18 protein-coding genes are annotated in these 21,556 nt (G+C 58.5%); 10 read left to right on the top strand and 8 right to left on the bottom strand.

The window, feature by feature from the left end; translation table 11 throughout:
- The first annotated feature begins 219 nt into the window (after nt 1-219).
- A complete protein-coding gene (locus FMN52_RS16925; RefSeq protein WP_148609798.1) occupies nt 220-1,230 on the top strand; it encodes a GGDEF domain-containing protein in 1,011 nt (336 codons plus the stop codon).
- Here the strand turns inward: FMN52_RS16925 and FMN52_RS16930 are convergent.
- Nucleotides 1,194-2,615, bottom strand: coding sequence for an MATE family efflux transporter (locus FMN52_RS16930; RefSeq protein ID WP_148609799.1), 1,422 nt, complete (start codon nt 2,613-2,615; stop codon nt 1,194-1,196). The genes FMN52_RS16925 and FMN52_RS16930 overlap by 37 nt on opposite strands.
- 85 nt (nt 2,616-2,700) lie before the next feature.
- Here FMN52_RS16930 and FMN52_RS16935 point away from each other — a divergent pair, with 85 nt between their 5' ends.
- The 3 genes from FMN52_RS16935 (at nt 2,701) to FMN52_RS16945 (ending at nt 6,862) form a co-directional block, all read left to right on the top strand.
- A complete protein-coding gene (locus FMN52_RS16935) occupies nt 2,701-3,573 on the top strand; it encodes a carboxylate/amino acid/amine transporter (protein ID WP_148609800.1) in 873 nt (290 codons plus the stop codon).
- Between the two features lie 151 nt (nt 3,574-3,724).
- On the top strand, nt 3,725-5,299 hold the full coding sequence (locus FMN52_RS16940) for a PAS domain-containing methyl-accepting chemotaxis protein (protein ID WP_148609801.1): 1,575 nt from the start codon (nt 3,725-3,727) through the stop codon (nt 5,297-5,299).
- 165 nt (nt 5,300-5,464) lie between these two features.
- The gene (locus tag FMN52_RS16945) at nt 5,465-6,862 is read left to right on the top strand and encodes a sodium-dependent transporter (protein WP_148609802.1); all 1,398 of its coding nucleotides are present in this window, start codon (nt 5,465-5,467) and stop codon (nt 6,860-6,862) included.
- Between the two features lie 90 nt (nt 6,863-6,952).
- Here the strand turns inward: FMN52_RS16945 and FMN52_RS16950 are convergent, their stop codons facing one another.
- The 4 genes from FMN52_RS16950 to dctP form a co-directional block, all read right to left on the bottom strand.
- A complete protein-coding gene (locus FMN52_RS16950; protein ID WP_148609803.1) occupies nt 6,953-7,537 on the bottom strand; it encodes a hypothetical protein in 585 nt (194 codons plus the stop codon).
- Between the two features lie 102 nt (nt 7,538-7,639).
- Complete coding sequence (locus FMN52_RS16955; protein ID WP_148609804.1) at nt 7,640-8,950, bottom strand: TRAP transporter large permease subunit; 1,311 nt, start codon at nt 8,948-8,950, stop codon at nt 7,640-7,642.
- Complete coding sequence (locus tag FMN52_RS16960; protein WP_148610083.1) at nt 8,947-9,486, bottom strand: TRAP transporter small permease subunit; 540 nt, start codon at nt 9,484-9,486, stop codon at nt 8,947-8,949. Before FMN52_RS16960 ends, FMN52_RS16955 begins: the two co-directional genes overlap by 4 nt.
- Before the next feature lie 94 nt (nt 9,487-9,580).
- A complete protein-coding gene (dctP, locus tag FMN52_RS16965) occupies nt 9,581-10,627 on the bottom strand; it encodes a TRAP transporter substrate-binding protein DctP (RefSeq protein ID WP_148609805.1) in 1,047 nt (348 codons plus the stop codon).
- A 437-nt stretch (nt 10,628-11,064) separates the two neighbouring features.
- On the opposite strand from dctP, the gene FMN52_RS16970 reads away from it, so the two are divergent.
- The 5 genes from FMN52_RS16970 (at nt 11,065) to FMN52_RS16990 (ending at nt 16,396) form a co-directional block, all read left to right on the top strand.
- Nucleotides 11,065-11,505: a PaaI family thioesterase gene (locus FMN52_RS16970; protein WP_148609806.1), complete on the top strand. Its 441-nt coding sequence runs from the start codon at nt 11,065-11,067 to the stop codon at nt 11,503-11,505.
- 72 nt (nt 11,506-11,577) lie between these two features.
- Entirely contained in the window at nt 11,578-12,780 is a 1,203-nt protein-coding gene (locus FMN52_RS16975; RefSeq protein ID WP_148609807.1) for an acyl-CoA dehydrogenase family protein, read from the top strand.
- A gap of 37 nt (nt 12,781-12,817) precedes the next feature.
- On the top strand, nt 12,818-13,585 hold the full coding sequence (locus FMN52_RS16980; protein WP_148609808.1) for an SDR family oxidoreductase: 768 nt from the start codon (nt 12,818-12,820) through the stop codon (nt 13,583-13,585).
- Between the two features lie 42 nt (nt 13,586-13,627).
- Nucleotides 13,628-14,692: a phosphotransferase gene (locus FMN52_RS16985; RefSeq protein WP_148609809.1), complete on the top strand. Its 1,065-nt coding sequence runs from the start codon at nt 13,628-13,630 to the stop codon at nt 14,690-14,692.
- A gap of 30 nt (nt 14,693-14,722) precedes the next feature.
- Nucleotides 14,723-16,396: a long-chain fatty acid--CoA ligase gene (locus FMN52_RS16990; RefSeq protein WP_148609810.1), complete on the top strand. Its 1,674-nt coding sequence runs from the start codon at nt 14,723-14,725 to the stop codon at nt 16,394-16,396.
- A 54-nt stretch (nt 16,397-16,450) separates the two neighbouring features.
- On the opposite strand, the gene FMN52_RS16995 is transcribed toward FMN52_RS16990, so the two are convergent.
- From FMN52_RS16995 to FMN52_RS17005, 3 genes are read right to left on the bottom strand one after another with little or no spacing between them, the layout of a single operon-like run.
- The gene (locus tag FMN52_RS16995) at nt 16,451-17,593 is read right to left on the bottom strand and encodes an acyl-CoA dehydrogenase (RefSeq protein WP_148609811.1); all 1,143 of its coding nucleotides are present in this window, start codon (nt 17,591-17,593) and stop codon (nt 16,451-16,453) included.
- A gap of 10 nt (nt 17,594-17,603) precedes the next feature.
- A complete protein-coding gene (locus FMN52_RS17000) occupies nt 17,604-18,800 on the bottom strand; it encodes an acyl-CoA dehydrogenase family protein (protein ID WP_148609812.1) in 1,197 nt (398 codons plus the stop codon).
- 30 nt (nt 18,801-18,830) lie between these two features.
- Nucleotides 18,831-20,000 (bottom strand): acyl-CoA dehydrogenase, encoded by a 1,170-nt coding sequence (locus FMN52_RS17005; protein ID WP_148609813.1) that lies wholly within the window; start codon nt 19,998-20,000, stop codon nt 18,831-18,833.
- Between the two features lie 192 nt (nt 20,001-20,192).
- On the opposite strand from FMN52_RS17005, the gene FMN52_RS17010 reads away from it, so the two are divergent.
- On the top strand, nt 20,193-21,545 hold the full coding sequence (locus FMN52_RS17010; RefSeq protein ID WP_205424969.1) for a hypothetical protein: 1,353 nt from the start codon (nt 20,193-20,195) through the stop codon (nt 21,543-21,545).
- The last annotated feature ends 11 nt before the right edge of the window (nt 21,546-21,556 follow it).

Genomic DNA, 21,556 nt, shown 5'->3' on the forward strand with positions numbered 1-21,556 from the left:
TTTCGTTTCACTTCAAATTATTGTTTTGATGGTTATTGTGCTGAACACTTAGTGTGGGTTTACGGGAACGGTCTTTTCGGAAATGAACGTTCTATGGGAGCCACCCCTGAACCAGCTTTTGGGATAAAATTGTAAAGAAAAGTGTTTTTTAGCGACCGTTCAAAAGTCTTCCGCTATTCTTGAACTCAGAATCACATCTTTGTCGGACCAGAACGATAAATGCTCCATCGCCTTAAGACCGATTTCAGGTTGTCGATCATTACTTTGTTGGGTGCCAGCGCGATATTGGGTATTACGCCTTTCGCTGCGATGCGCTTTATGCAGGGTAATGCGCTTGCGGGTTTTGTCGACACGGCTATTCTTATTGGCATTCTTATCACGCTCATTTACGCGTGGGCCAGTGGGGATACCCGAAGAAGCGGTCTGGTGCTTGCGATTATTGCTTGCAGCGGCGCGGTAACGGTTGGTGCCGTGGTGGGCGAACCCGGGCTTTTCTGGCTCTATCCCTGTCTTGTAACTACTTTCTTCCTCGCCAATCCCCGTATCGCGGTGTTTTTGAACGTCGCTTCCGTCGTAGCCCTGATGGTTCATGGCGGTGCCTTCCGCTCTGACGTCCAGATGTGGTCGTTTGCCTCAACTGCCTTTGTGGTCAGTGCCTGCGCCTATGTATTTGCCCACAGGAATCACGATCAGCGGGAACGTCTGGAACACCTGGCAACGATTGATCCGCTCACCGGCATCAAGAACCGGCGTTCAATGGATCAGGAACTGGATCTGGCCGCAGCCAATGCCGAGCGCACCGGGCTGCCCTATGCCCTGGTTTTGCTGGACATCGATCATTTCAAGAAGATCAACGACGAGCATGGCCATGGTGTCGGCGATGATGTGCTTACAGATCTGGTTGCCCTGCTGAAACAGAACACGCGCAAGTCAGACCAGCTGTTCCGGTATGGCGGTGAAGAATTTGTATTGCTTCTTCCGGGCGTGGATGGCATTGGCCTCAAGGCGGTGATGAATAACCTGCAGCAGGTTATGCGCAAATACATGAAACACCCGGGCGGTTCGGTCACGGCCTCGTTTGGCGTGGCGCTGCTCCGCCATGGCGAGAGTGTTGATGGCTGGCTGGCCCGGGCCGATGCTGCGCTTTACGAAGCCAAGGAAACCGGGCGGGACCGAATCGTCTTCGCGGATCCTCAAGGGGCGCCGCAACCAGCGGTAGGAACCGCCTGACCGCCGTTTGGGGCATAGCGGAACAGTCTCCATCCCAACAGAATGCTGGCAGATGCCAGCCCGCCAGTCAGGCCTACCCAGAAGCCGGCGGCTCCCATGGCCGGCACCAGCCAGTCCGTGAAGGTCAGCAGATACCCCAGGGGCAGACCCACACCCCAGAAGGAAAACAGCATGATGAACATCGGAATGCGGGTGTCTTTATAGCCCCGCAACGCGCTGATGCAGGTTACCTGGATAACATCGGCAATCTGGAATAGAGCCGCGAATATAAGGAGCCTGATGGTGACCGACTGAACCTCGGTATCACTGGTGTAGAGAGCCGCGATCTCCCGGGAGAAGACGAACAGCAATATGGCAAAGACCAGCGCCGTAGCCGCGGCGAGAATCAGCGAGCTGCGGGAAATCAGCCTTGCGGTGGCTGGCGCCCGGGCGCCCATCAGGAAGCTGACCCGCAGCGTCAGCGCCATGCCGATACTCAATGGCAGCATGAACAGTAAAGAAACCACGTTCAGGGCAATCTGGTGGCCGGCGACCACCACCGGGCCAAGCGGCGCCAGAAACAGGGCGATCACCGAGAACAGGCTGGCCTCAACGAAGATGGTAAAGCCGATAGGCACGCCGATGCCCAGGATGTAGCGAATGCCTGCCGGATCCGGCTTCACCCAATCGGAGATCAGGTGGAACTGACGGTAAACACGGCTGCGATTCAGGTACACCAGCAATGCCATCGCCGCAACGCCGTTGGAAATGGACGTTGCCCAGCCACAGCCAACCCCGCCCATCGCCGGCAGACCCAGCTTGCCGTAGATGAAGATGTAGTTCATGGGCAGGTTGATCAGTGTGCTGACAACAGAGAACACCATGATCACGCGGGTGTGCCCGAGGCCATCAGTCAGGCCCCTGAGCGCTGTGAGTAGAAGTAGGGCCGGTACGCCCCAGGCAAAGGCGTCCAGATAGCCTTGGGTAATGCGCGCGGTGTTGGCTTCCAGGTTCAGAAGCGCCAGGACTGGGTGCACATGGGTAAGCAGCAGGATCATGACGACGGCCCCGGCGGCGGCAAGATACAGGCCCTGCCAGGTGGCAGGCATGATTTTCCCAACCTCCCGGGCACCGTTGTAACCGGAAATAATGGGTTGCAGAGCACCCAGCATGCCCATGAAGAACAGGAACAGGGGCATCCACAGGCTGCTGCCAATACCCACTGCCGCCAGATCCTCAGCACTGGCGTGACCGGCCATGATGGTATCGATCACGCCGTTGGCCATCTGGGCGACCTGGGCGATCAGGATCGGCCCGCCCAGAATGGCGAGGGTTCGCCACTCGGTGAGCGTTCTGGCGACCAGCGGCTGTCGGGGTTCCGGAAGTGGCTGGTGGATTTCATCCATAGGGTGCTATCCCGTGTTTCTGCACTGCAAGTTTCTCCCAAAACCGTTAAAGTACGCGCCTTGATCACAACAGATGGCAGTGGCGATGGGACTTCTGGTTTTTGTAACGGTTCTGTGGGCGTTTTCATTCAGTCTGATCGGCGAATTTCTGGCCGGCCAGGTGGACAGCGATTTTGCGGTGCTCAGCCGTGTTCTGCTCGGTGCTCTGGTGTTTCTGCCGTTCACCCGCTGGCGTGGCGTGCCATCCGGACAGAAACTGGGCATCCTGGTAACCGGCATGTTGCAGTTCGGTATTACCTATCTATGTCTTTACCGGTCCTTCAGCTACCTGACCGTCCCGGAAGTACTGCTGTTCACGATTTTCACCCCGCTGTATGTGACCCTGCTGGATGACGCCCTGTTTCGCCGGTTCTCCCCGGTGGCGCTTCTGGCCGCAGCCATCGCAACGGTCGGGGCGGGTATCATACGCTACGACGGGCTCAGTGAGGACTTCATCACCGGCTTTCTGTTGCTGCAGGTCGCGAACTTTACCTTTGCGGCCGGTCAGGTGGGTTACAAGCATGTGATGCAGCATTACTCGACCGGCATGCCGGGCTACCGCACCTTCGGCTATTTCTTCTTGGGTGCCCTGATCATTGCCCTGCCATCCTTCATGATTTTCGGCAACGCCGACAAACTGCCGACCACACCGGTGCAGTGGGGCATTCTGGCGTGGCTGGGGCTTGCTGCCTCTGGCCTGGGTCTGTTCCTGTGGAATCGCGGTGCCTGTGTGGTTGATGCCGGCACCCTTGCCATCATGAACAATGCACTGGTGCCTGCGGGCCTGATTGTGAACCTGCTAATCTGGAACCGTGATGCCGATCTGCTCAGGCTGGCGATCGGGGGCGGCGTGATCGCGTTCTCGCTCTGGGTAAACGCACGCTTCCATCCCCGGGCCCGGCTGGCGGTTTCGACATAAGTATCTGCACGCACTAAGGTTCCGGAAACCCCTGCCGTTACACTCCCATACGCAGAGTAACCTTTGATGAATATCAATGATGTTCATCAGAGGCTACCCTCGTGCGCCTGTTTTTATTCCCGTGGTCAGCTCCGAGTCAGAAGGTCTGTTTATGCGTAAGAATCTCCCGGTCACCCAGCGTGAAATCAAAATGCATAAAGGCGGGCGTTTGATTACCACCACGGATATGAAAGGGGTGATCACTTACTGTAACGAAGAGTTTGTGGAAATCAGCGGCTTTTCCCGGGAAGAACTGGTTGGACAGGCCCACAACATTATCCGCCATCCGGACATGCCCCAGGCCGTGTTCAAGGATATGTGGGATTACCTGAAGGCCGGGAAGGCCTGGATGGGTGTGGTCAAGAACCGCGCGAAGAGCGGCGACCATTACTGGGTAAGCGCCTACGTCACACCGATTCGTGAGAACGGCCAGATGGTGGGCTACGAATCGGTGCGGGTCGAGCCAACCCGCGAGCAGATTGCCCGGGCTGAGCGGCTTTATGGCAAGATTTCTGCCGGCAAAATGACCTCATCTTTCAGTAACCGAGCGTTGTCGATGCTTCGTTCCGGCTGGCCGTTCCTGGTCTCTCTGGTGTTGAGTCTGGGGGCTCTTCAACTCAACCAGCCCTGGCTGGCGACGGGCTTGATTGTGATCGGTCACGCCTTGGGGTTCGGCCTGGTGTTCAGTTCCCTGGCGGCCCGCTTGCGCAGGCTGCTGGATCTGCGACCCGATGCCTTCCGCGATCCCATCGTTGCCCGTACCTACAGTGATGAGCGAGGACTGTTCTCGCAGCTGTCGCTGTTGCTGGTGAGTGAAGAGGCCCGGGTTCGCACCGCTCTGGCGCGGATTGATGACCAGGCGGAACTGCTCTATGAGCAGGCACGAGCTTCCCACGGTTATATCAGTGATGGTGCATCGGCCATTGCCCGACAACGGGCGGAAACGGACCAGACGGCCTCGGCCATCAATGAAATGACCGCCTCGATTCAGGAGGTGGCCGAGTCGGTTACCAGCAATGCCCGGGAAGCCGAGGAAGCCAATCGTCTGGCTGGTGTTGGCAGCGACCGGAGCGCTGAAGCGCTGGTGGCTATTGAGGCGCTGGTAACCCGGGTAAACGGGATTGGCGCAACGATCAGCAAGCTGGGTGAGTCCACCAACAGTATTGGCGAAGCAGCCAACCTGATTTCCGAGATTGCCGAGCAGACCAACTTGCTGGCTCTGAACGCGGCCATTGAGGCGGCGCGCGCGGGTGAACAGGGTCGTGGTTTTGCGGTTGTAGCGGATGAAGTGCGATCTCTTGCCCGTCGGACGCGGGATTCCACCGTGCGGATTCAGAACGTCATCGACGATTTTCGGCAGCAGGTGGACTCGGCGGTTCAGGCAACCCGGGACGGCGAGGCCGTGGCCGGCCAGGGTCTTGAAAAGGTGCGGGGAGCCGAAAATTCCCTGCGGGACATCGTGACATCGATCCAGACCATTTCCGACAGCTTTATCAGCATGTCGGCGGCCTTTGAGGAGCAGGGACAGGTATCCGACGAGATCAATCGTCAGATTACCAACATTGCCGAGCTGGCGGACCACAGCGACGCCCAGGCGGACTCTGCCAAGCAGAGCAGTGACCGGCTCAGCGCCATGTCCCGTGGCCTGAAAGACCTGATCGCCAGGTTTATCAGCAAAAACGGCTAGTTAGCTTTCCCTTACTTTTCCCCCCACCGGATCAACCCGGCTCGGGAGGGCGCCAGCACTGGCATCGACGCGTCAGTGCTGGCAGAATCCCGCCCCAATTGCCCCGGCAACGCCGTGGCTATCCCTTTTTAAGACATTCCTCAGCCAAAAGCACAGGAACACAACATGACTCAGTCCAACTCGGTTTCGGGCAACGGTTCAGGGGCCGCCCGTGGTCTCTGGTCTTCCCGGTTGGCGTTTATTCTGGCGGCAACCGGTTCGGCCGTCGGTCTCGGTAATATCTGGAAGTTCCCCTACGTTACCGGCGAGAACGGTGGTGGCGCCTTCGTGCTGGTTTACCTGCTGTGTATCGCAGTGATCGGTATTCCCATCATGATGGCGGAAGTGTTTATCGGGCGGAATGGTCGCCATAACCCGATTACCAGCATGCGTCTGGTAGCGGAGCGCAATCTCAGCGCCCCGGGCTGGCGGATATCTGCGATCATCGGGATGATCGCGGCGTTCGTGATCCTCTCGTTCTATTCGGTGATTGGTGGCTGGGCGGCGTCCTACGTAGGACATGCCGCCATGGGTGACTTTACCGGCGGCACCGCAGATTCCATCGGCGAGCTGTTTGGCAGCCTGCTGGCCAGCCCCGGTCAGCTGCTGCTCTGGCACACCCTCTTTATGGCGCTTGTGATCCTGGTGGTTTCCCAGGGACTGAAAGGCGGTCTGGAGCGGGCGGTCACCATCCTGATGCCGGCCCTGTTCATCCTGCTGTTGTTGGCGGTTGGCTATGCCACCACGACGGGCCATTTTGGTGAGGCCGTCAGCTTCCTGTTCACGCCGGATTTTGGGGCTTTGACCATCAACGGGGTTCTGATTGCCCTTGGCCACGCCTTCTTCACCCTTAGCCTGGGCATGGCCATCATGATGGCCTACGGTTCCTATCTGGGCCGGGATGTTTCCATTGGCCGCACGGCGGTCAGCGTTGCAATCATGGATACCGTTGTCGCGCTCCTGGCCGGCCTCGCCATCTTCCCGGTGGTCTTTGCCAATGGCCTGGAAGCCGGTGCCGGCCCCGGGCTGATTTTCCAGACCTTGCCGCTGGCCTTTGGCAATATGCCCATGGGCGGACTGTTTGGCACCCTGTTCTTTATCCTGCTGTTGTTCGCCGCCTGGACTTCCGGTATTTCCCTGCTGGAGCCGGTGGTTGAGTGGGTTGAGGAAAAGACCAGCCTGGCCCGCACAGGCAGCGCCATTCTGGTGGGTGTGTTGTGCTGGGGACTGGGTATTGCCTCGATTCTATCGCTCAACGTCTGGGCAGATGTTGCGCCGCTTGCCATGTTCGAGCGGTTTGAAGGCAAGACCATCTTTGACCTGCTGGACTTCTTTACCGCCAACGTGCTGCTGCCACTCTCCGGTCTGCTGACGGCGGTGTTTGTCGGCTGGTTCGTCGCCAGGGAGTCGCTGAAAACCGATCTGGCCCTTCAGGGTGGTGCTTTCACCCTGTGGTACAACCTGATCCGGTTTGTCACACCCATCGCGGTTGCCATCGTGTTTGTTTACAACCTGATGTCGTGATGATTGCCTGAGCGGCCTGATGGCCGTTGTGCAAATAAAAAGCCCGGCGGGTTAGACCGCCGGGCTTTTGTTTTCCCGGTACCCGGAATGTCAGTAGTTTCCCGCTTCCCTCAGGGCTTCAACGTGGGGGCGCACCGCTTCCACATCAGCGGGCGGCGCATTGCTGGCAGTCTCCATCGCCCCCATGGCGCTTTGCATCATCGCCCGCATCTGCGCTTTTTGCTCGGCTGTCATGTGTGGGCTGTTCTCTATTTCTGCCATGGCCGCGTTCATCTCCTGACGGGCGGCGGGATTCTGTTGCTCCATCTCAATGGCCATCCAGGCCTGGATGATGCGGTCGCCAGTCGAAGCCCACTCTTCAAGGTTGCTGAAACCGTGATCCTGAACCAGATCCTCAAGTTGGCCATAGGCCTGATGACCTTCCAGTTCGCTTAGTGAGTCGGAAAGCATGCTGGAAAAGTCAGGCATTGAGCCATCGTTTGGTGAGTCCATTTCATCACCAAGATCCTCAAACTCAGAACCCAGTCGCTCTGCGGCCTTCAGGCTATCGATAAACGACGAGATGGTTTGATCTGACAAGCTCTGGGCCTGGGTGCCCGCGGAGAACAATGCGAGCAGGGTAAGCAGTGTGATAATTAAAGGTGTACGGATGCAAGCAGGTAATTGGCCGGACATAGTCTCTCTCCTTGTGTTGGCGCCCCGGACTCCTTGTGCCGGGGGCTCTAAGAGATTAGCGCTTACCTGCATTGGCTGGCAACTTTGGCTTTGTTACCTGGTTCAGAAGAAAAGATCCGGCAGCCAGGTGGCAATTTCCGGGAAGATCATGATCAGGATGATGCCGATGATCTCCACAATCACGAAGGGAATGATCGACTTGTAGATATCCTTCATGGTGATCGACGGCGGCACGATGCCCTTCAGGTAGAACAGGTTGAAGCCGAAGGGTGGCGTCATGTAGCCGATTTCCATATTGATCACGAACAGGATGCCGAACCAGATCGGATCGAAACCCAGGGATTCCACGATCGGCATGAACACCGGCAGGGTGATCAGCATGATGCCCACCGGGTCGAGCACCATGGCCAGCAGGAACACGATCACCATCATGGCGATGATGATGCCCCAGGGGCCGCCGGGCACCATGTTCATCAGGCCCTCGATCAGCTCCTGGGCACCCATGCTCTGGTACGCAGCGCTGAACGCGTGGGCGGCGAACAGGATCCACATGATCATGCCGGTGAGCTTGAAGGTGCGGATGGCGGCTTCTTTCAGAATGCTCCATTTGAACTGCCTGTAAACAGCCGCCGAGATCAGGGCACCGAGAACGCCCATGGCAGCGGCTTCGGTCGGGGTGGTAATGCCGCCGATAATGGAGCCCAGCACCATCACGACAACACCGATCGGAAGCAGAACCGCCCGCAATGCCCTGAACTTCTCCGGCCAGGTGCCACGCTCTTCTTTCGGCAGCGCGGGTGCCAGTTCCGGTTGCAGGTGGCAGCGCACGATAATGTAGATGGCGGTCAGTACCATCAGCAGGATTCCGGGCATGATGCCGGCGGCGAACATCTTGCCGACGGAAACACCGGTGATCAGCGCGTAGAGGATCATCAGAATGCTAGGCGGAATCAGGATGCCCCAGCCACCGCCGGTGTTGATCACGCCCAGGGCCATGCTCTTGTCATAGCCCCGCTCAAGCATGGACGGCAGGGCGATGGTGCCCATGGCCACCACCGCCGCACCGCTAATACCCACCATGGCGGCAAACACCGCACAGATACCAAGGGTGCCCAGGGCAAGGCCACCTCGCAGGCCGCCGCACCAAAGGTGCATCATCCGGTAGAGGTCCTTGGCCACACCGGTGCGCTCCAGAATCATGGCCATGAACACGAACAGAGGAATGGCGACCAAGGTAAAGCTTTCCATGGTGCCCCAGATCTGAGAGGCCACCATGTAGAAGGAATCAAAGCCCCAGGTGAAATACAGGAACACCACAGAGACACCGCCGAGCACGAACGCCAGTGGCAGGCCCAGCAGCAGGAAAAACAGCAGGGCGCCGAAAAACAGGAGAGTCAGGGCTTCGATGCTCACAGCTGATCTCCTTCAGATTCGGTTTCTTGGGGGGTGTAGTAATCAAGATTGAAGGCCACGGCGATGTCTTCGAGCAGCTTCACCAGGCCTTGCAGTACCAGCAGCCCGGTGCCGATTGGAATGGCCAGCTTCACCGGCCATATTGGGGGATTCCAGGCCGAATAGGAGGTCTCCCAACTCGACATGGACTCCTGGGCCATGTCGATGCCGAACCACAACAGGGCGAGCGTGAAAATGAAGAAAACGAGGGAAGTCACGATATCCAGTGCCGCCCGTTTCCTGGGTTTAAGGTGAGAGTGCAGCAGATCCACGTTGACATGGCCCCTATGGGCCATGATGTAACCGCCCGACATGACTGCATAAATACCAAACAGCATTTGGGTCAGTTCATTGGTCCAGACCGTGGGGGAATTGAACAGATAGCGGAACCCGACCTCAAGCAGCAGGAACGCGAACATCGCGAAAATCAGAAGGGCCACCCACCGGCCGATAAAATCATTGAGACGGGTAACCCCTCTCATGAATGCGGCGATCATCACACTCACGGCAATCTCCCAAGGGATGCTGGTTTGGTTCCGGGACAGAAAGGCCGGGGTCAAGAACCCCGGCCTTGGTCAGATCAATGGCTGATCAGAGGTAGCCGAGGTCGGCCAGGTAGCCTTTCAGCATCTCAAGCGCCTTCTTGGCATTCTCGCTGCGCTTGCCTTCTTCATCCCACATGGACTGGGCGGTGGCTACCAGCTTGTCCTGAACCTCGTCGGGGAGGACATTGAGTTGCACGCCCTGCTCTTCGATAGCCTTGGCCAGAGTGATGCGCTCCTTGTACTGGTACTCGTTAGTCCGGATCCAGAACTGCTCATTGAGGGCGTCCTTGACGATGTCCTGCATGTCTTCCGGCAGCTTATCAAGGGCTTTCTGGCTGACAATGATGACGTCGGTGCCGGCAATGTTCAGGGCAGGCTGCACGTGGTACTTGGCAACTTCATAAAGGCCCATGCTGTAAGCGCCCTGGGCAGCACCCCAGTGGGCACCGTCGACAATGCCGGAATCCAGCGCAGAGTAGAGTTCGCTGCCCGGAATGTAGGAAGCAGCCGCGCCGGCCTCAGTCAGGAAAGTTTGCAGGGCGCCGGAGGAACGGATCTTCAGGCTGGTGAAGTCGTCCCAGCTTTCGATCGGCTCTTTTACGACCATTTCGGTCGGGTAAACCTTGTCTGTGGCCCAGTAGACACCGTGCTCTGCAGCTTCGTCACGGAGCATCTGTTCGAAACCCATGTTCTGGTGGAAGTAGGCGGCTTCCCAGACGTTGCGGAAGGCAAACGGCAGACCTGAGGCGATACCCGCCAGAGAAACCTTGTCCTGGGCATAAGACGGGGAGATCGTGCCCATCTCCAGGATGCCGCGGCTCACGGCGTTGAATGTATCCTTGGCCTTGAACAGGGCGCCGGCCTCGTAAAGTTGCAGCTTAAGACGGCCATCAGTGCGCTCTTCCAGAACGCGTTTGATGCGGCCAAGGCTGTCTGTGTAGGAGCTGCTGGAGCCGGGCCAATGGGACTGGACCTTCCAGGTGAAACTGTCCTGGGCAGCGGCGGGCGCTGCGGAAAGTGCAGCGGTAATACCGAGGGTAAGGGCTGACGCATACACCGTCAGAGTCTTGCGAGCAGTAGCAAAGAGTTTCATGAGTGTGCCTCGTTCATTGTTGTAGTGGCTTTGCTTTTTGTTTCACTGTGCAGAACTCATAACTGCAGGGTGAATTTTATTCTCTGAATCTATCACAACATCGTGGCTTTGCAACAGGTTGTTTGCCGTTCCGGTTTCGAATCAGGCCTACGGCAAGCGTAGACCATTGAACGTGTTTCCGTCGGCCCTTTGAAATAGCCATTCCAGAGCCCGAAAGCGGCTCAGTGGATTCCTCGTTTCGCTTCTACCTGAGAGAAGTTCTGCCTGCTACTCATTGTCCTTTTCATTTTTCTGCATTCTTGATCAATAGAGTTTTACTAGATGAAACCAGCTTTCAAATATATTGACTCAAAACCGTAAGGCGTGACAAATTACGAAGACAACAGGATCACAAATACAACACATGGCCCTCCTGGCCAGCCTGGAATGAGTATTCGATGAGTGAGGAAAACCGCCACATTGCAGATGGGCAGGATCTGCCCGGCTTCCACAGCCTGCTTGGCTACCGGCAGGCGTTCTGGGAAGAAAACGAAGCAGTCATCGAACTTGAGCTCCGGCCAGGTCATCTGAATCTTGGCGGTGTCATCCATGGCGGCGTACTGACTTCTCTGCTGGACATTGCCATGGCTCAAGCGGGCACTTACTGCCCGTATCCGGGCAGGATGCGCAAAGCCATTACCCTGTCGCTTACCACCACGTTTACTGGCCAATGCTCCGAAGGTGTGATCCGGGTAACCGGACGTAAGCGCGCGGGGGGAAGCCGGATCTTCAATAGCACCGGCGAGGTACATGACGATCAGGGCAACCTTCTGGCGATTGGGGAGGCCACGTTCCGGATTCGCTCCGGCAGTGAGAAGCCGGAGGGCGTGCCGGTCTGACGGCCGAAATCTGCACAGGTGATTGCCGGGGGCTGTGGCAGTCACTACCGAAAACAACAAGAGGAAACGGCAATGTTCGAGCTGTCTGACAGGGCGAAACAGCTGCAGTCTGAGTTAAACGACTTCATGGCTGCCCACATTTATCCGAACGAAGAGAAGCATCATCGGCAGATCGAAGACGCGGAAGATCGCTGGGCGCCGGTGCCCATTATTGAGGAACTGAAGCAGAAGGCCAGAGCCGCCGGGCTCTGGAACCTGTTCCTGCCTGACAGCACATTCGGCGCGGGGCTCAGCAACTTCGAATACGCTCATCTTTGCGAAATCATGGGTCGTTCCGCCATGGCGCCGGAAGTGTTCAACTGCTCGGCGCCGGATACCGGTAATATGGAAACCATCGCCCGCTACGGCAATGCGGAACAGCAGGAGCAATGGCTCAAGCCGCTTCTGGATGGTGAGATCCGCTCCTGCTTCTCCATGACCGAGCCGGACGTGGCCTCATCCGACGCCACCAACATCGCCTGCGAGATTCGCCGGGAGGGTGATGAGTACGTGGTTAACGGTCGCAAGTGGTGGTCCTCCGGCGCCATGACCCGGAATTCGAAAATCGCCATTGTCATGGGCAAGACCGATCCAAATGCCGAGAAACACAAGCAGCAGTCCATGATCCTGGTCCCCCTGGATGCGCCTGGTGTGAAGATGATCCGCCCGCTGCATGTGTTCGGCTACGACCATGCCCCCCACGGCCACGCCGAAATCCACTACGACAACGTGCGGGTACCGGCCAGCAATATGCTGCTGGGTGAAGGCCGAGGTTTCGAGATCGCCCAGGGTCGATTGGGGCCAGGCCGAATTCACCATTGCATGCGCACTATCGGTGTGGCCGAACGGGCACTGGAACTCATGTGCAAGCGCGCCAACGCCCGGGAGGCCTTTGGCCGGAAGCTGTCGGAGTTCGACTCTATCCGCAAGGACATCGCCCGTAGCCGTATGGAGATCGAGCAGGCCCGCCTGATGACCCTGAAAGCCGCGTACATGATGGACACCGTCGGCAACAAGGTGGCCCGTCAGGAAATCGCCATGATCAAGGTCATTGCACCGAACATGGCCTTGAAGGTGATTGATCGGGCCATCCAGGTGCACGGCGGTGCGGGTGTTTCCCAGGACACCTTCCTGGCCGAAGCATGGGCCAAGGTGCGGACGCTGCGCCTGGCGGACGGGCCAGATGAGGTGCACATGGATTCGATCGCCAAGATGGAGCTTCGGCAGTATCGCTGAATCCAGAACCACTGAGCCTGCCCACGAGGATCTGACGATGAAGAATTCACTGTTTGATATGACCGGCAAAGTCGCGGTGATTACCGGCTCCACCAAAGGCATCGGCCGCTCGATCGCCGAAGAAATGGCCAGGTGTGGCGCGAAAGTCGTGATCTCCAGCCGCAAGGCCGACGCCTGTGAACTGGTTGCCGGCGAACTGAGGGCGCAGGGTTTCGAGGCTATGGCCATCGCCTGCCATGTGGGCAGAAAAGAAGACCTGCAGAATCTTGTCGACAAGACCAACGAAGCCTGGGGCAGCATCGACGTGCTGGTGTGCAACGCTGCCACCAACCCGGTCTATGGAACCACGGCGGAGATGACCGACGACGCCTGGGACAAGATCATGGACACCAACGTTAAAAGCACCTTCTGGCTCACCAACATGGTGCTACCCCAGATGGCAGAAAAAGGCGAGGGTGCTGTGGTGCTGCTCTCCAGCATTGCCGGCCTTCGAGGCAACACGGTGATCGGCACCTACGGTGTATCCAAAGCCGCCGAAGCCGCCCTGGCCCGAAACCTGGCCGTTGAATGGGGCCCCAAAGGCATCCGGATCAACAGCATCGCGCCAGGCCTGATCAAAACCGACTTCGCCAGAGCACTCTGGGAAGACCCGGTGCGGGCGAAACAGGCGGAAGACAGAACCCCGCTGCGCAGAATTGGTGATCCGGTGGATATCGCCGGTTTGGCCGTGTTTCTGTCCACGAAAGCCAGCGCCTACATAACCGGCCAAGTCATCGTCGCCGACGGCGGCGAAACCATCAGTTAACGAAACACCTGCCGATGCCCCAGAAATGAAGGCTACTGAAATATGACAACAAGCCCCGAACTGGTAGACGTCCTCCCAGCCCACAAGTTCGACGAAAACCGACTCCTGGAATGGCTTCAGAAAGCCCTTCCGGAGTTTGGCAACCGCCTGGAGGTAAAACAGTTTCAGGGTGGACAGTCCAACCCCACGTTCCTGCTGGAAACCGACAGCGGGCGCTACGTGCTGCGCAAGAAGCCCCCCGGAAAGACTCTGCCCTCAGCCCATATGGTAGAGCGTGAATACAAGGTCATGCGGGCCCTGTCTGAACACACGAGTGTACCGGTGCCGAATGTCCGGGCATTGTGGGAGGACGCCACCGTAATCGGTACGCCCTTTTACGTGATGGATTTTCTGGAGGGGCGGATCATCACCCACTCGGCGCTGCGGGACCTTGATCGCGAGAACCGCCTGCCGGCCTACCATTCGGCCATCGATACTCTGGCAGCGCTGCATTCCGTGGACGTGAACGCCGTTGGCCTGGGCGACTATGGACGGCCGGAAGGCTACGTGGCGCGCCAGGTCGCGCGCTGGAGCAAACAGTACCTGGCCTCAAAAACCGATGACCTGCCGGCCATGGACAAACTGATGGCCTGGTTACCGGAGCATCTGCCAGCGAGGGATGAAACCGCGATTGCCCACGGTGACTACCGCTTCGGCAACCTGATGCTGGCGCCGGACCGACCGGAGGTGATCGCCATTCTGGATTGGGAACTGTCCACTCTGGGTCATCCCCTGGCAGACCTGGCCTATTTTTGTCTGCCCTTCTACCTGCCCGCCGATATGGAGGGTATGCGCGGATTACAGGGTGAAAACCTAGAGGCGTTGGGTCTTCCCGACGAACAGGCCATTATCCGCCGCTACTGCGACAGAACGGGTCGGAAAGGCATTGAAGACTGGCATGTGTTCCTGGCGTTCTCGTTGTTCCGCCTCGCGGCCATCCTGCAGGGCGTCTACAAGCGGGCCCTGGATGGCAATGCCGCGAACGCCAATGCCCTGGAAGTCGGCAAGCGGGCTAGCCTGCTGGCGGAGACCGGCTGGAAGATTGCCTGCGAAGGTGCGAATTCCTGAGTTATCAGATTCACCGTGGAGAATAACAAGATGTTTGATCGTCACTACAAGGTCTGGCCGAAAGAGCTGCCGAAGACCATGACCCTGCCGAAAACCAGTGTCTATACCAACCTGGAAATCTCGGCACGGCGCTACCCGGACCACACTGCCATTATCTTCTACGACGCGCCCATTACCTACCGGCGCCTCAATGAAGAGGTGGAAACGATGGCGGGCTACCTGCAGGCACAAGGCGTGAAGAAGGGCGATCGGGTGCTGCTGTATATGCAGAATTCACCCCAGTACGTGATCTCCTATTACGCCATCCTGCGGGCCGATGCGGTGGTGATTCCGGTTAATCCGATGAACCGGTCAGCGGAGCTGGAGCATTTCATTGCCGATACCTGCGCCTCGGTTTGCCTGGCCGGCCAGGAACTGGCGGGCTTTATTGCACCCATGATGGGCGACAGCAATCTTGAACAGGTGGTGGTGGCCTCTTACAGCACCTACATCGATCCCGAGACGGATCTGGATCTTCCCGCTGAAGTGGCGGCACCGGTCTGGTCACAGGAAATGCCGGGGGTGGTCACCTGGGAGGCGGCCATGGCGGCCGGACATAAACCAACACCTCACACGGCCACCCCGGACGACCTGGCGGTAATTCCATACAGTTCAGGCACCACCGGTGCACCGAAGGGCTGCATGCACACCCATCGGTCGGTGATGGCCACGGCCATCCACCGGATATTCTGGAACCTGACCACGCCAGACAGCGTGCAGCTCTCGACACTGCCGTTCTTCCATGTAACCGGCATGACCGGTTCCATGAATGGCCCCATTGCGGCAGGCGCAGCCTCAGTGATCATGACTCGCTGGGATCGGACCACCGCCTCAAGACTGATTGAGCGCTACAAAGTCACTGGCTGGACCAATATCGTCACCATGGCGGTGGATTTCCTCTCCAACCCCGATATTGGCAAGTACGACCTGAGCAGCCTCAACATGATTGGCGGCGGCGGTGCGACCATGCCCTCTGCCGTGGCTGAAAAGCTCAAGCGGATGACCGGGCTGGACTACATCGAGGGCTACGGCCTTTCGGAAACCATGGCGGCCACTCACATCAATCCCAATGGCCATCCCAAATCCCAGTGCCTGGGCATCCCGGTGTTCGATGTGGACAGCCGGATCATTGATGTCGATACGCTGGAGGAGAAAGGTCCGGGCGAGACCGGGGAAATTGTTTCCTGCGGGCCCCAGGTTACCCAGGGGTACTGGAATCGACCGGCGGAAACCGAAGCGGCGTTTGTGGAAATCGACGGCAAACGATTCTTCCGGACCGGGGATCTGGGCTATTACGACGAAGACGGCTATTTCTTCATGGTCGATCGGGTCAAACGGATGATCAACGCCTCGGGCTACAAGGTCTGGCCGTCAGAAGTCGAGGGACTGATGTACCGACACCCGGCGATACACGAGGTCTGTATTATCTCTGCTCCGGACCCCAAGCGGGGTGAGACGGTCAAGGCCTGTATTGTTCTGACACCGGAGGCTGAGGGCCAGACCACGGTCGAAGACATCATCGCCTGGTGCAAGGAAAATATGGCTACCTACAAGGTGCCGACCATTGTTGAGTTCGTGGACCAGCTGCCGAAGTCGCCTACTGGCAAACTGATGTGGCGAGCGCTGCAGGAAGAGGAGTGGAAGAAAGCAAAACCGACGGGCTGAGGGGCCATGAAGCACCGGCCCCGTCTGATCGGGGCCGGTGACTTGATCAGCAGGCTAGCTTGCCTGCAACAGCGATGCGTAATGCTCCAGATGGAAGTCATCATCGCCGAGCTGATGATTGATCATCACGAGACGCTTGGCGTAGTGGGCAAAGTTGTATTCCCAGGTCATCCCGATACCGCCGTGGGACTGGATACCCTGCTCGGAAATGAACTGGCCACTGCGGCCGATGACATTCTTGGCGGCAGCCAGAATTCGCCGGCGCTCGTCGCTCTGGGGCTCGTCGGCAACGCTCGCCGCCAGGATGGCCATGGACCGGGCCTGTTCGAGCTCAGACATCATGTCCACCATCCGGTGCTGTAGCACCTGGAACTTGCCGATGGGCACGCCGAACTGCTTGCGCTGCTTCAGGTATTCCAGAGTCAGGTCACAGGCCACCTCCATGGCGCCCACGGCTTCACCACACAGTGCGGAAATGGCGCGCCCGGTCTGGTACTCGATGACGTCTGCAGCCTTTCCTTCCTCGCCGAGCAGGGCGTCGGGGCCCAGTTTGACGTTGTTCAGAAACAGGTCGCAGCCTTTGGAGCCGTCGATGGTCGGGTAGGTCCGGCGCTCCAGGCCTTCGTCGTCCGAGCTGACCAGGAACAGGCTGATGCCATCGGCATCGCGGCTGTCGCCAGAGGTCCGGGCGGACACCACCAGAACATCGGCGCAATGGCCGCCAATTACGACCGCCTTGCGGCCGTTTAGGGTATAGCCGTCACCGGTTTTCTCGGCCCGGGTCTCTACATCGTTCAGGTTATAGAAGCTCTGGGGCTCCTGAAGCCCAACAGCCGCCCGCACCTCTCCGCTGGCGATACCGCCCAGCCACTGTTCCTGCTGTTCGCTGTTGCCGGCCTGACTGATCAGCCCACCACCCAGAACAACGGATTGCAGGTAGGGCTCAATGCACAGGCCACGACCCAGTTCGGTCATCACGCTCTGCACCTCAACGCCGCTGCCGCCAAAACCACCCAGTTCTTCCGGGAAGGGCACGGCGGTGAGGCCCAGCTCACCCAGCTGTTTCCAGAAATCGGCGCTGAAACCCAGCTCCGATTCGCTGTATTCCAGGCGTTTCTCAAAACTGTATTCACCGCGCACCAGGCGGGCCACGGTGTCCTGCAGCATCTGCTGCTCTTCGTTCAGTCGGAAATCCATGGTCGCCTCCTTAAAGCCCGAGAATCATTTTCGACACGATGTTTTTCTGGATCTCGTTGGATCCGCCGAAAATCGACAGCTTGCGGTTATTGAAGTACTGGGGAGTCACCGGTGCGGCGTTCTCGTCAGAAAGGAAGTCGCCGTCGTAATCCAGGTCCATTTCCTCTTCCACAAAGGGAATGGCATAGGGACCAATGGCCCGGCGAGCCAGGTCGTTGATGGTCTGGCGGATCTCGGTGCCCCGGACTTTCAGCATGGAGCTTTCCGCTCCCGGCATGCCGCCGCCTTCCACGGACGCGATAATGCGCAGGTTGCTGATTGCCGCAGCCATCAGGTCAATTTCAACCTGGGCGATACGCTGGCTGAACGAGGCATCCTCAATCAGCGGGCGACCGTTCTTGATCCGGCGGGTTGCCAGTTCCTTCAGATGCTGCAATGCGGCCTTGGAAATGCCTATGCCGGCCAGACCGGTGCGTTCGTAGGTCAGCAGGTACTTGGCGTAGGTCCAGCCCTTGTCTTCCTCGCCCACGAGGTTCTCAACCGGGACTTTCACATCCTCGAAGAACACTTCGTTGACCTCATGCTCGCCATCCAGGGTGATGATGGGGCGCACGGTAATGCCCGGTGTGTCCATGTCGATCAGCAGGAAGGAAATGCCCTCCTGGGCTTTCACTTCGGTATTGGTGCGCACCAGGCAGAAAATCATGTTGGCGTGCTGGCCCAGGGTGGTCCAGGTTTTCTGGCCATTCACGATGTAATGGTCGCCGTCACGAACCGCCCGGGTCTTTAGAGAGGCCAGGTCGGAACCGGCACCGGGCTCGGAGTAGCCCTGGCACCACCAGTCCTCGCCGCTGACAATGCGTGGCAGGTATCTCTGCTTCTGCTCTTCGGTGCCAAACTTGATGATGACCGGCGCCACCATGTTCACGCCGAACGGAACGGAGCGCGGTGCTCCGTAGCGGGAGGACTCTTCATCCCAGATGTGCTTCTGAACCGGGGTCCAGTTCACACCGCCATATTCTTCCGGCCAGTGAGTGGCGTACCAGCCCTGTTCACTGAGGATTTTCTGCCAGCGCTGGTGGTCCTCTTTGGACAGCCGGCGGAACCCTTTCACCTTGGCGGCGATATCCGCCGGCAACTTCTCATCCAGGAACGCGCGGACTTCGTCACGGAAGGCGAGTTCCTCGGCGGTGTAGTTCAAGTTCATGGGAAAACCTCGTTCGCGTTGATCTGAAAGTCAGCTGAAAGCCGGAATACCGGTCTGGCCCCGCCCCAGAATCAGGGCGTGGACATCGTGCGTACCCTCATAGGTGTTCACGGCTTCCAGGTTCATCACGTGGCGGATTACGTGGTACTCGTCGGAAATGCCGTTACCGCCATGCATGTCCCGGGCAACCCGGGCGATGTCCAGGGCTTTGCCGCAGTTATTGCGCTTGAGCAACGAAATGGCATCCGGCGTCACGGTGCCGGCATCCATCATGCGGCCCAGTTGCAAAGCGGCCTGCAGGCCAATGGTGATCTCGGTCTGCATGTCCACCAGCTTTTTCTGGATCAGCTGGTTGGCAGCCAACGGCTTGCCGAACTGCTTGCGCTCGAGGGTGTAGTTGCGGGCCGCGTGCCAGCAGAATTCAGCGGCGCCCAGTGAGCCCCAGCTAATGCCGAAGCGGGCCTTGTTGAGGCAACTGAAGGGACCTTTCAGGCCTTCCACCTCAAGGTGGTTCTCTTCCGGAACGAAAACCTCATCCATGAAGATGGAGCCGGTTTCCGATGCCCTTAGAGAGAACTTGCCGTCAATCTTCGGGGTGTCCAGGCCTTTGGCCCCTTCACGCTCGATAACGAAGCCGTTCACCTTGCCATCCAGTTTGGCCCAGACCACACAGACGTCGGCAATGGGGGAGTTGGTGATCCAGGTTTTGGAACCGCTCAGCAGATAGCCGCCGTCGACCTTTTTCGCGCGGGTTTCCATGCCGCCGGGATCAGAACCGTGGTTGGGTTCGGTCAGGCCGAAGCAGCCAACGTATTCACCGGAGGCCAGCTTTGGCAGGATGCGCTTTTTCATCGCTTCCTTGCCATAGGAGTAGATTGGGTACATAACCAGGGAAGACTGAACGCTGAGGGCCGAGCGGTAGGCCGAATCCACTCGTTCCACTTCCCGGGCGATAAGCCCGTAGCAGACATGGTTCAGCCCGGGGCCACCGTATTCCTCTGGCAGAGTTGCGCCCAGCATGCCGAGTTCGCCCATCTGGTTGAAGATGGTGCGATCGAACTTTTCGTGCCGGTTGGCCTCAGTGATGCCGGGCATCAATTGCTCATCACAGAAGCTGCGGATGCTGTCACGGACCTGACGCTCGGTTTCGTCCAGTTGGGCATCGAAACCCAGCAGATCATTCCAGGGTGCGGAAGCCATTTTATGTTCTCCTGAAAGCGAATATCGGAAGCCCGGTTATAGGGCTGCCGGACCAATCTGTGCTATCTTTGTGTTACTGATGTTTCATTAAGCGAAACACAGTTTTGTAATTCGTTGTTGAAAGACTAATCCGGGTGTTGTGGAAATGCAAGCAGTGTTCAAACCTGACCAGGTGCCCCTATCGTGAGCGCTATGCTGCAGTGGCTGGTCTCTCTGGCGGTGGTGACAGAGCTGGTGGCTATCTGCCTCGGGCACCGCGAACTGAGTGCCCTGGCGGGCGTGATGTTTGTCTGCGCCTTTCTGGCGGGAGCCGGACGCCTGCAGGTTTATGCCAGGATGCTGTTGGTCATTGCCCTGATTGTTCTGGCGGGCCTCGCCTGGCGTGGGTCTCTGGATGCCGGGCAGCTGCTTAAGGCAGCGTCTGACGCGGCCTTCTATTCCGCGTTTCTGGGTAGCCTGGGCATGATGCAGTGCCTGGTGCGCCGGTTCGAAGTGTTGCGCCGGATTCACGACGTGCTGCTGGGCGGCAAGCCAATCCTGCTCTACCCCAAGTACGCCCTGGTGAGTTGCGGCGTAGCGACGGTTCTGAGTTTCGGGATGATGAATTTGTTGTGCGGAACGCTTTCGGAAACCCTGCGCGAGCGCGGAATCACCGGTGACTCCCGCCTGCAGTGGTTGCGCAGCGTCCTGATAAGCGCCCTGAGAGGGTTTGCCCTGGTGCCTCTGGTTGCGCCAACCAGCGTCGCTGTCGCCATTCTTACCCGCGAACTCCCCCAGTTGAGCTGGTCGCAGCTGCTGCCATTCGGGCTGGTTGCGGCGCTTCTGATGGTGCTGATTGGCTGGGTGCTGGAACAGCGCCGGTTCCGCAGGGTCAGCAGTGAGCGCATCGCCGTCGAAGGCTGGCTCCCGGGCACGGGACGTCTTCTGTTTCTTATTCTCCTGGTATTCACGGTGATGGCGGGGCTGGTAGCGACGACCGGATTCAAGGTGTCGGTGGCGGCCATGCTGTCCGTGCCCACCGTAACGCTGATTTACATGTTCTGGCAGGAGCGGGGGTTGATGCCGGTTCTGCGGGAAGGCGCCGGCCAGATATGGACCATGCAGAATGAAATGGCCATTTTCGCCGCTTCTGCGATCCTCGGTGTGGCCCTGTCCGCGGTTATTCCAGCCGATGCGCTGGCGGGTCTGGTCGCCACCGGCAGTGGTGTTTTCCTTGTCGCGGTCGTGGGCATGCTGATGATGCCCATGTTCTCCATGATCGGGGTCATTCCCATCACGGTACTGAGTGTTCAGGCCGGATTACTGCCCCAACTGGTGGCCGAGGGAATGGACTTGCTGCCCGTTGCCGTGGCTCTGGTGATTGGCTTTTCCCTGGCCATGATGCTGTCGCCCTTCGGCCCCTCTGTCATGCTGTTGTCGCGGTTCGGGCAGATACCCCGTTGGGTCGTGGCGTTTCGATGGAATGGCCTGTTTGCGCTGATAGCACTGCCAGTACTGCTGGTTCTGACGGCGCTGGTGGCCTGGCTTGCACCGGCACTGGGCTGACCGGTGCTGCA

It is taken from the genome of Marinobacter sp. BW6 (genome assembly GCF_008107725.1).
In the GTDB taxonomy this organism is placed as follows: domain Bacteria; phylum Pseudomonadota; class Gammaproteobacteria; order Pseudomonadales; family Oleiphilaceae; genus Marinobacter.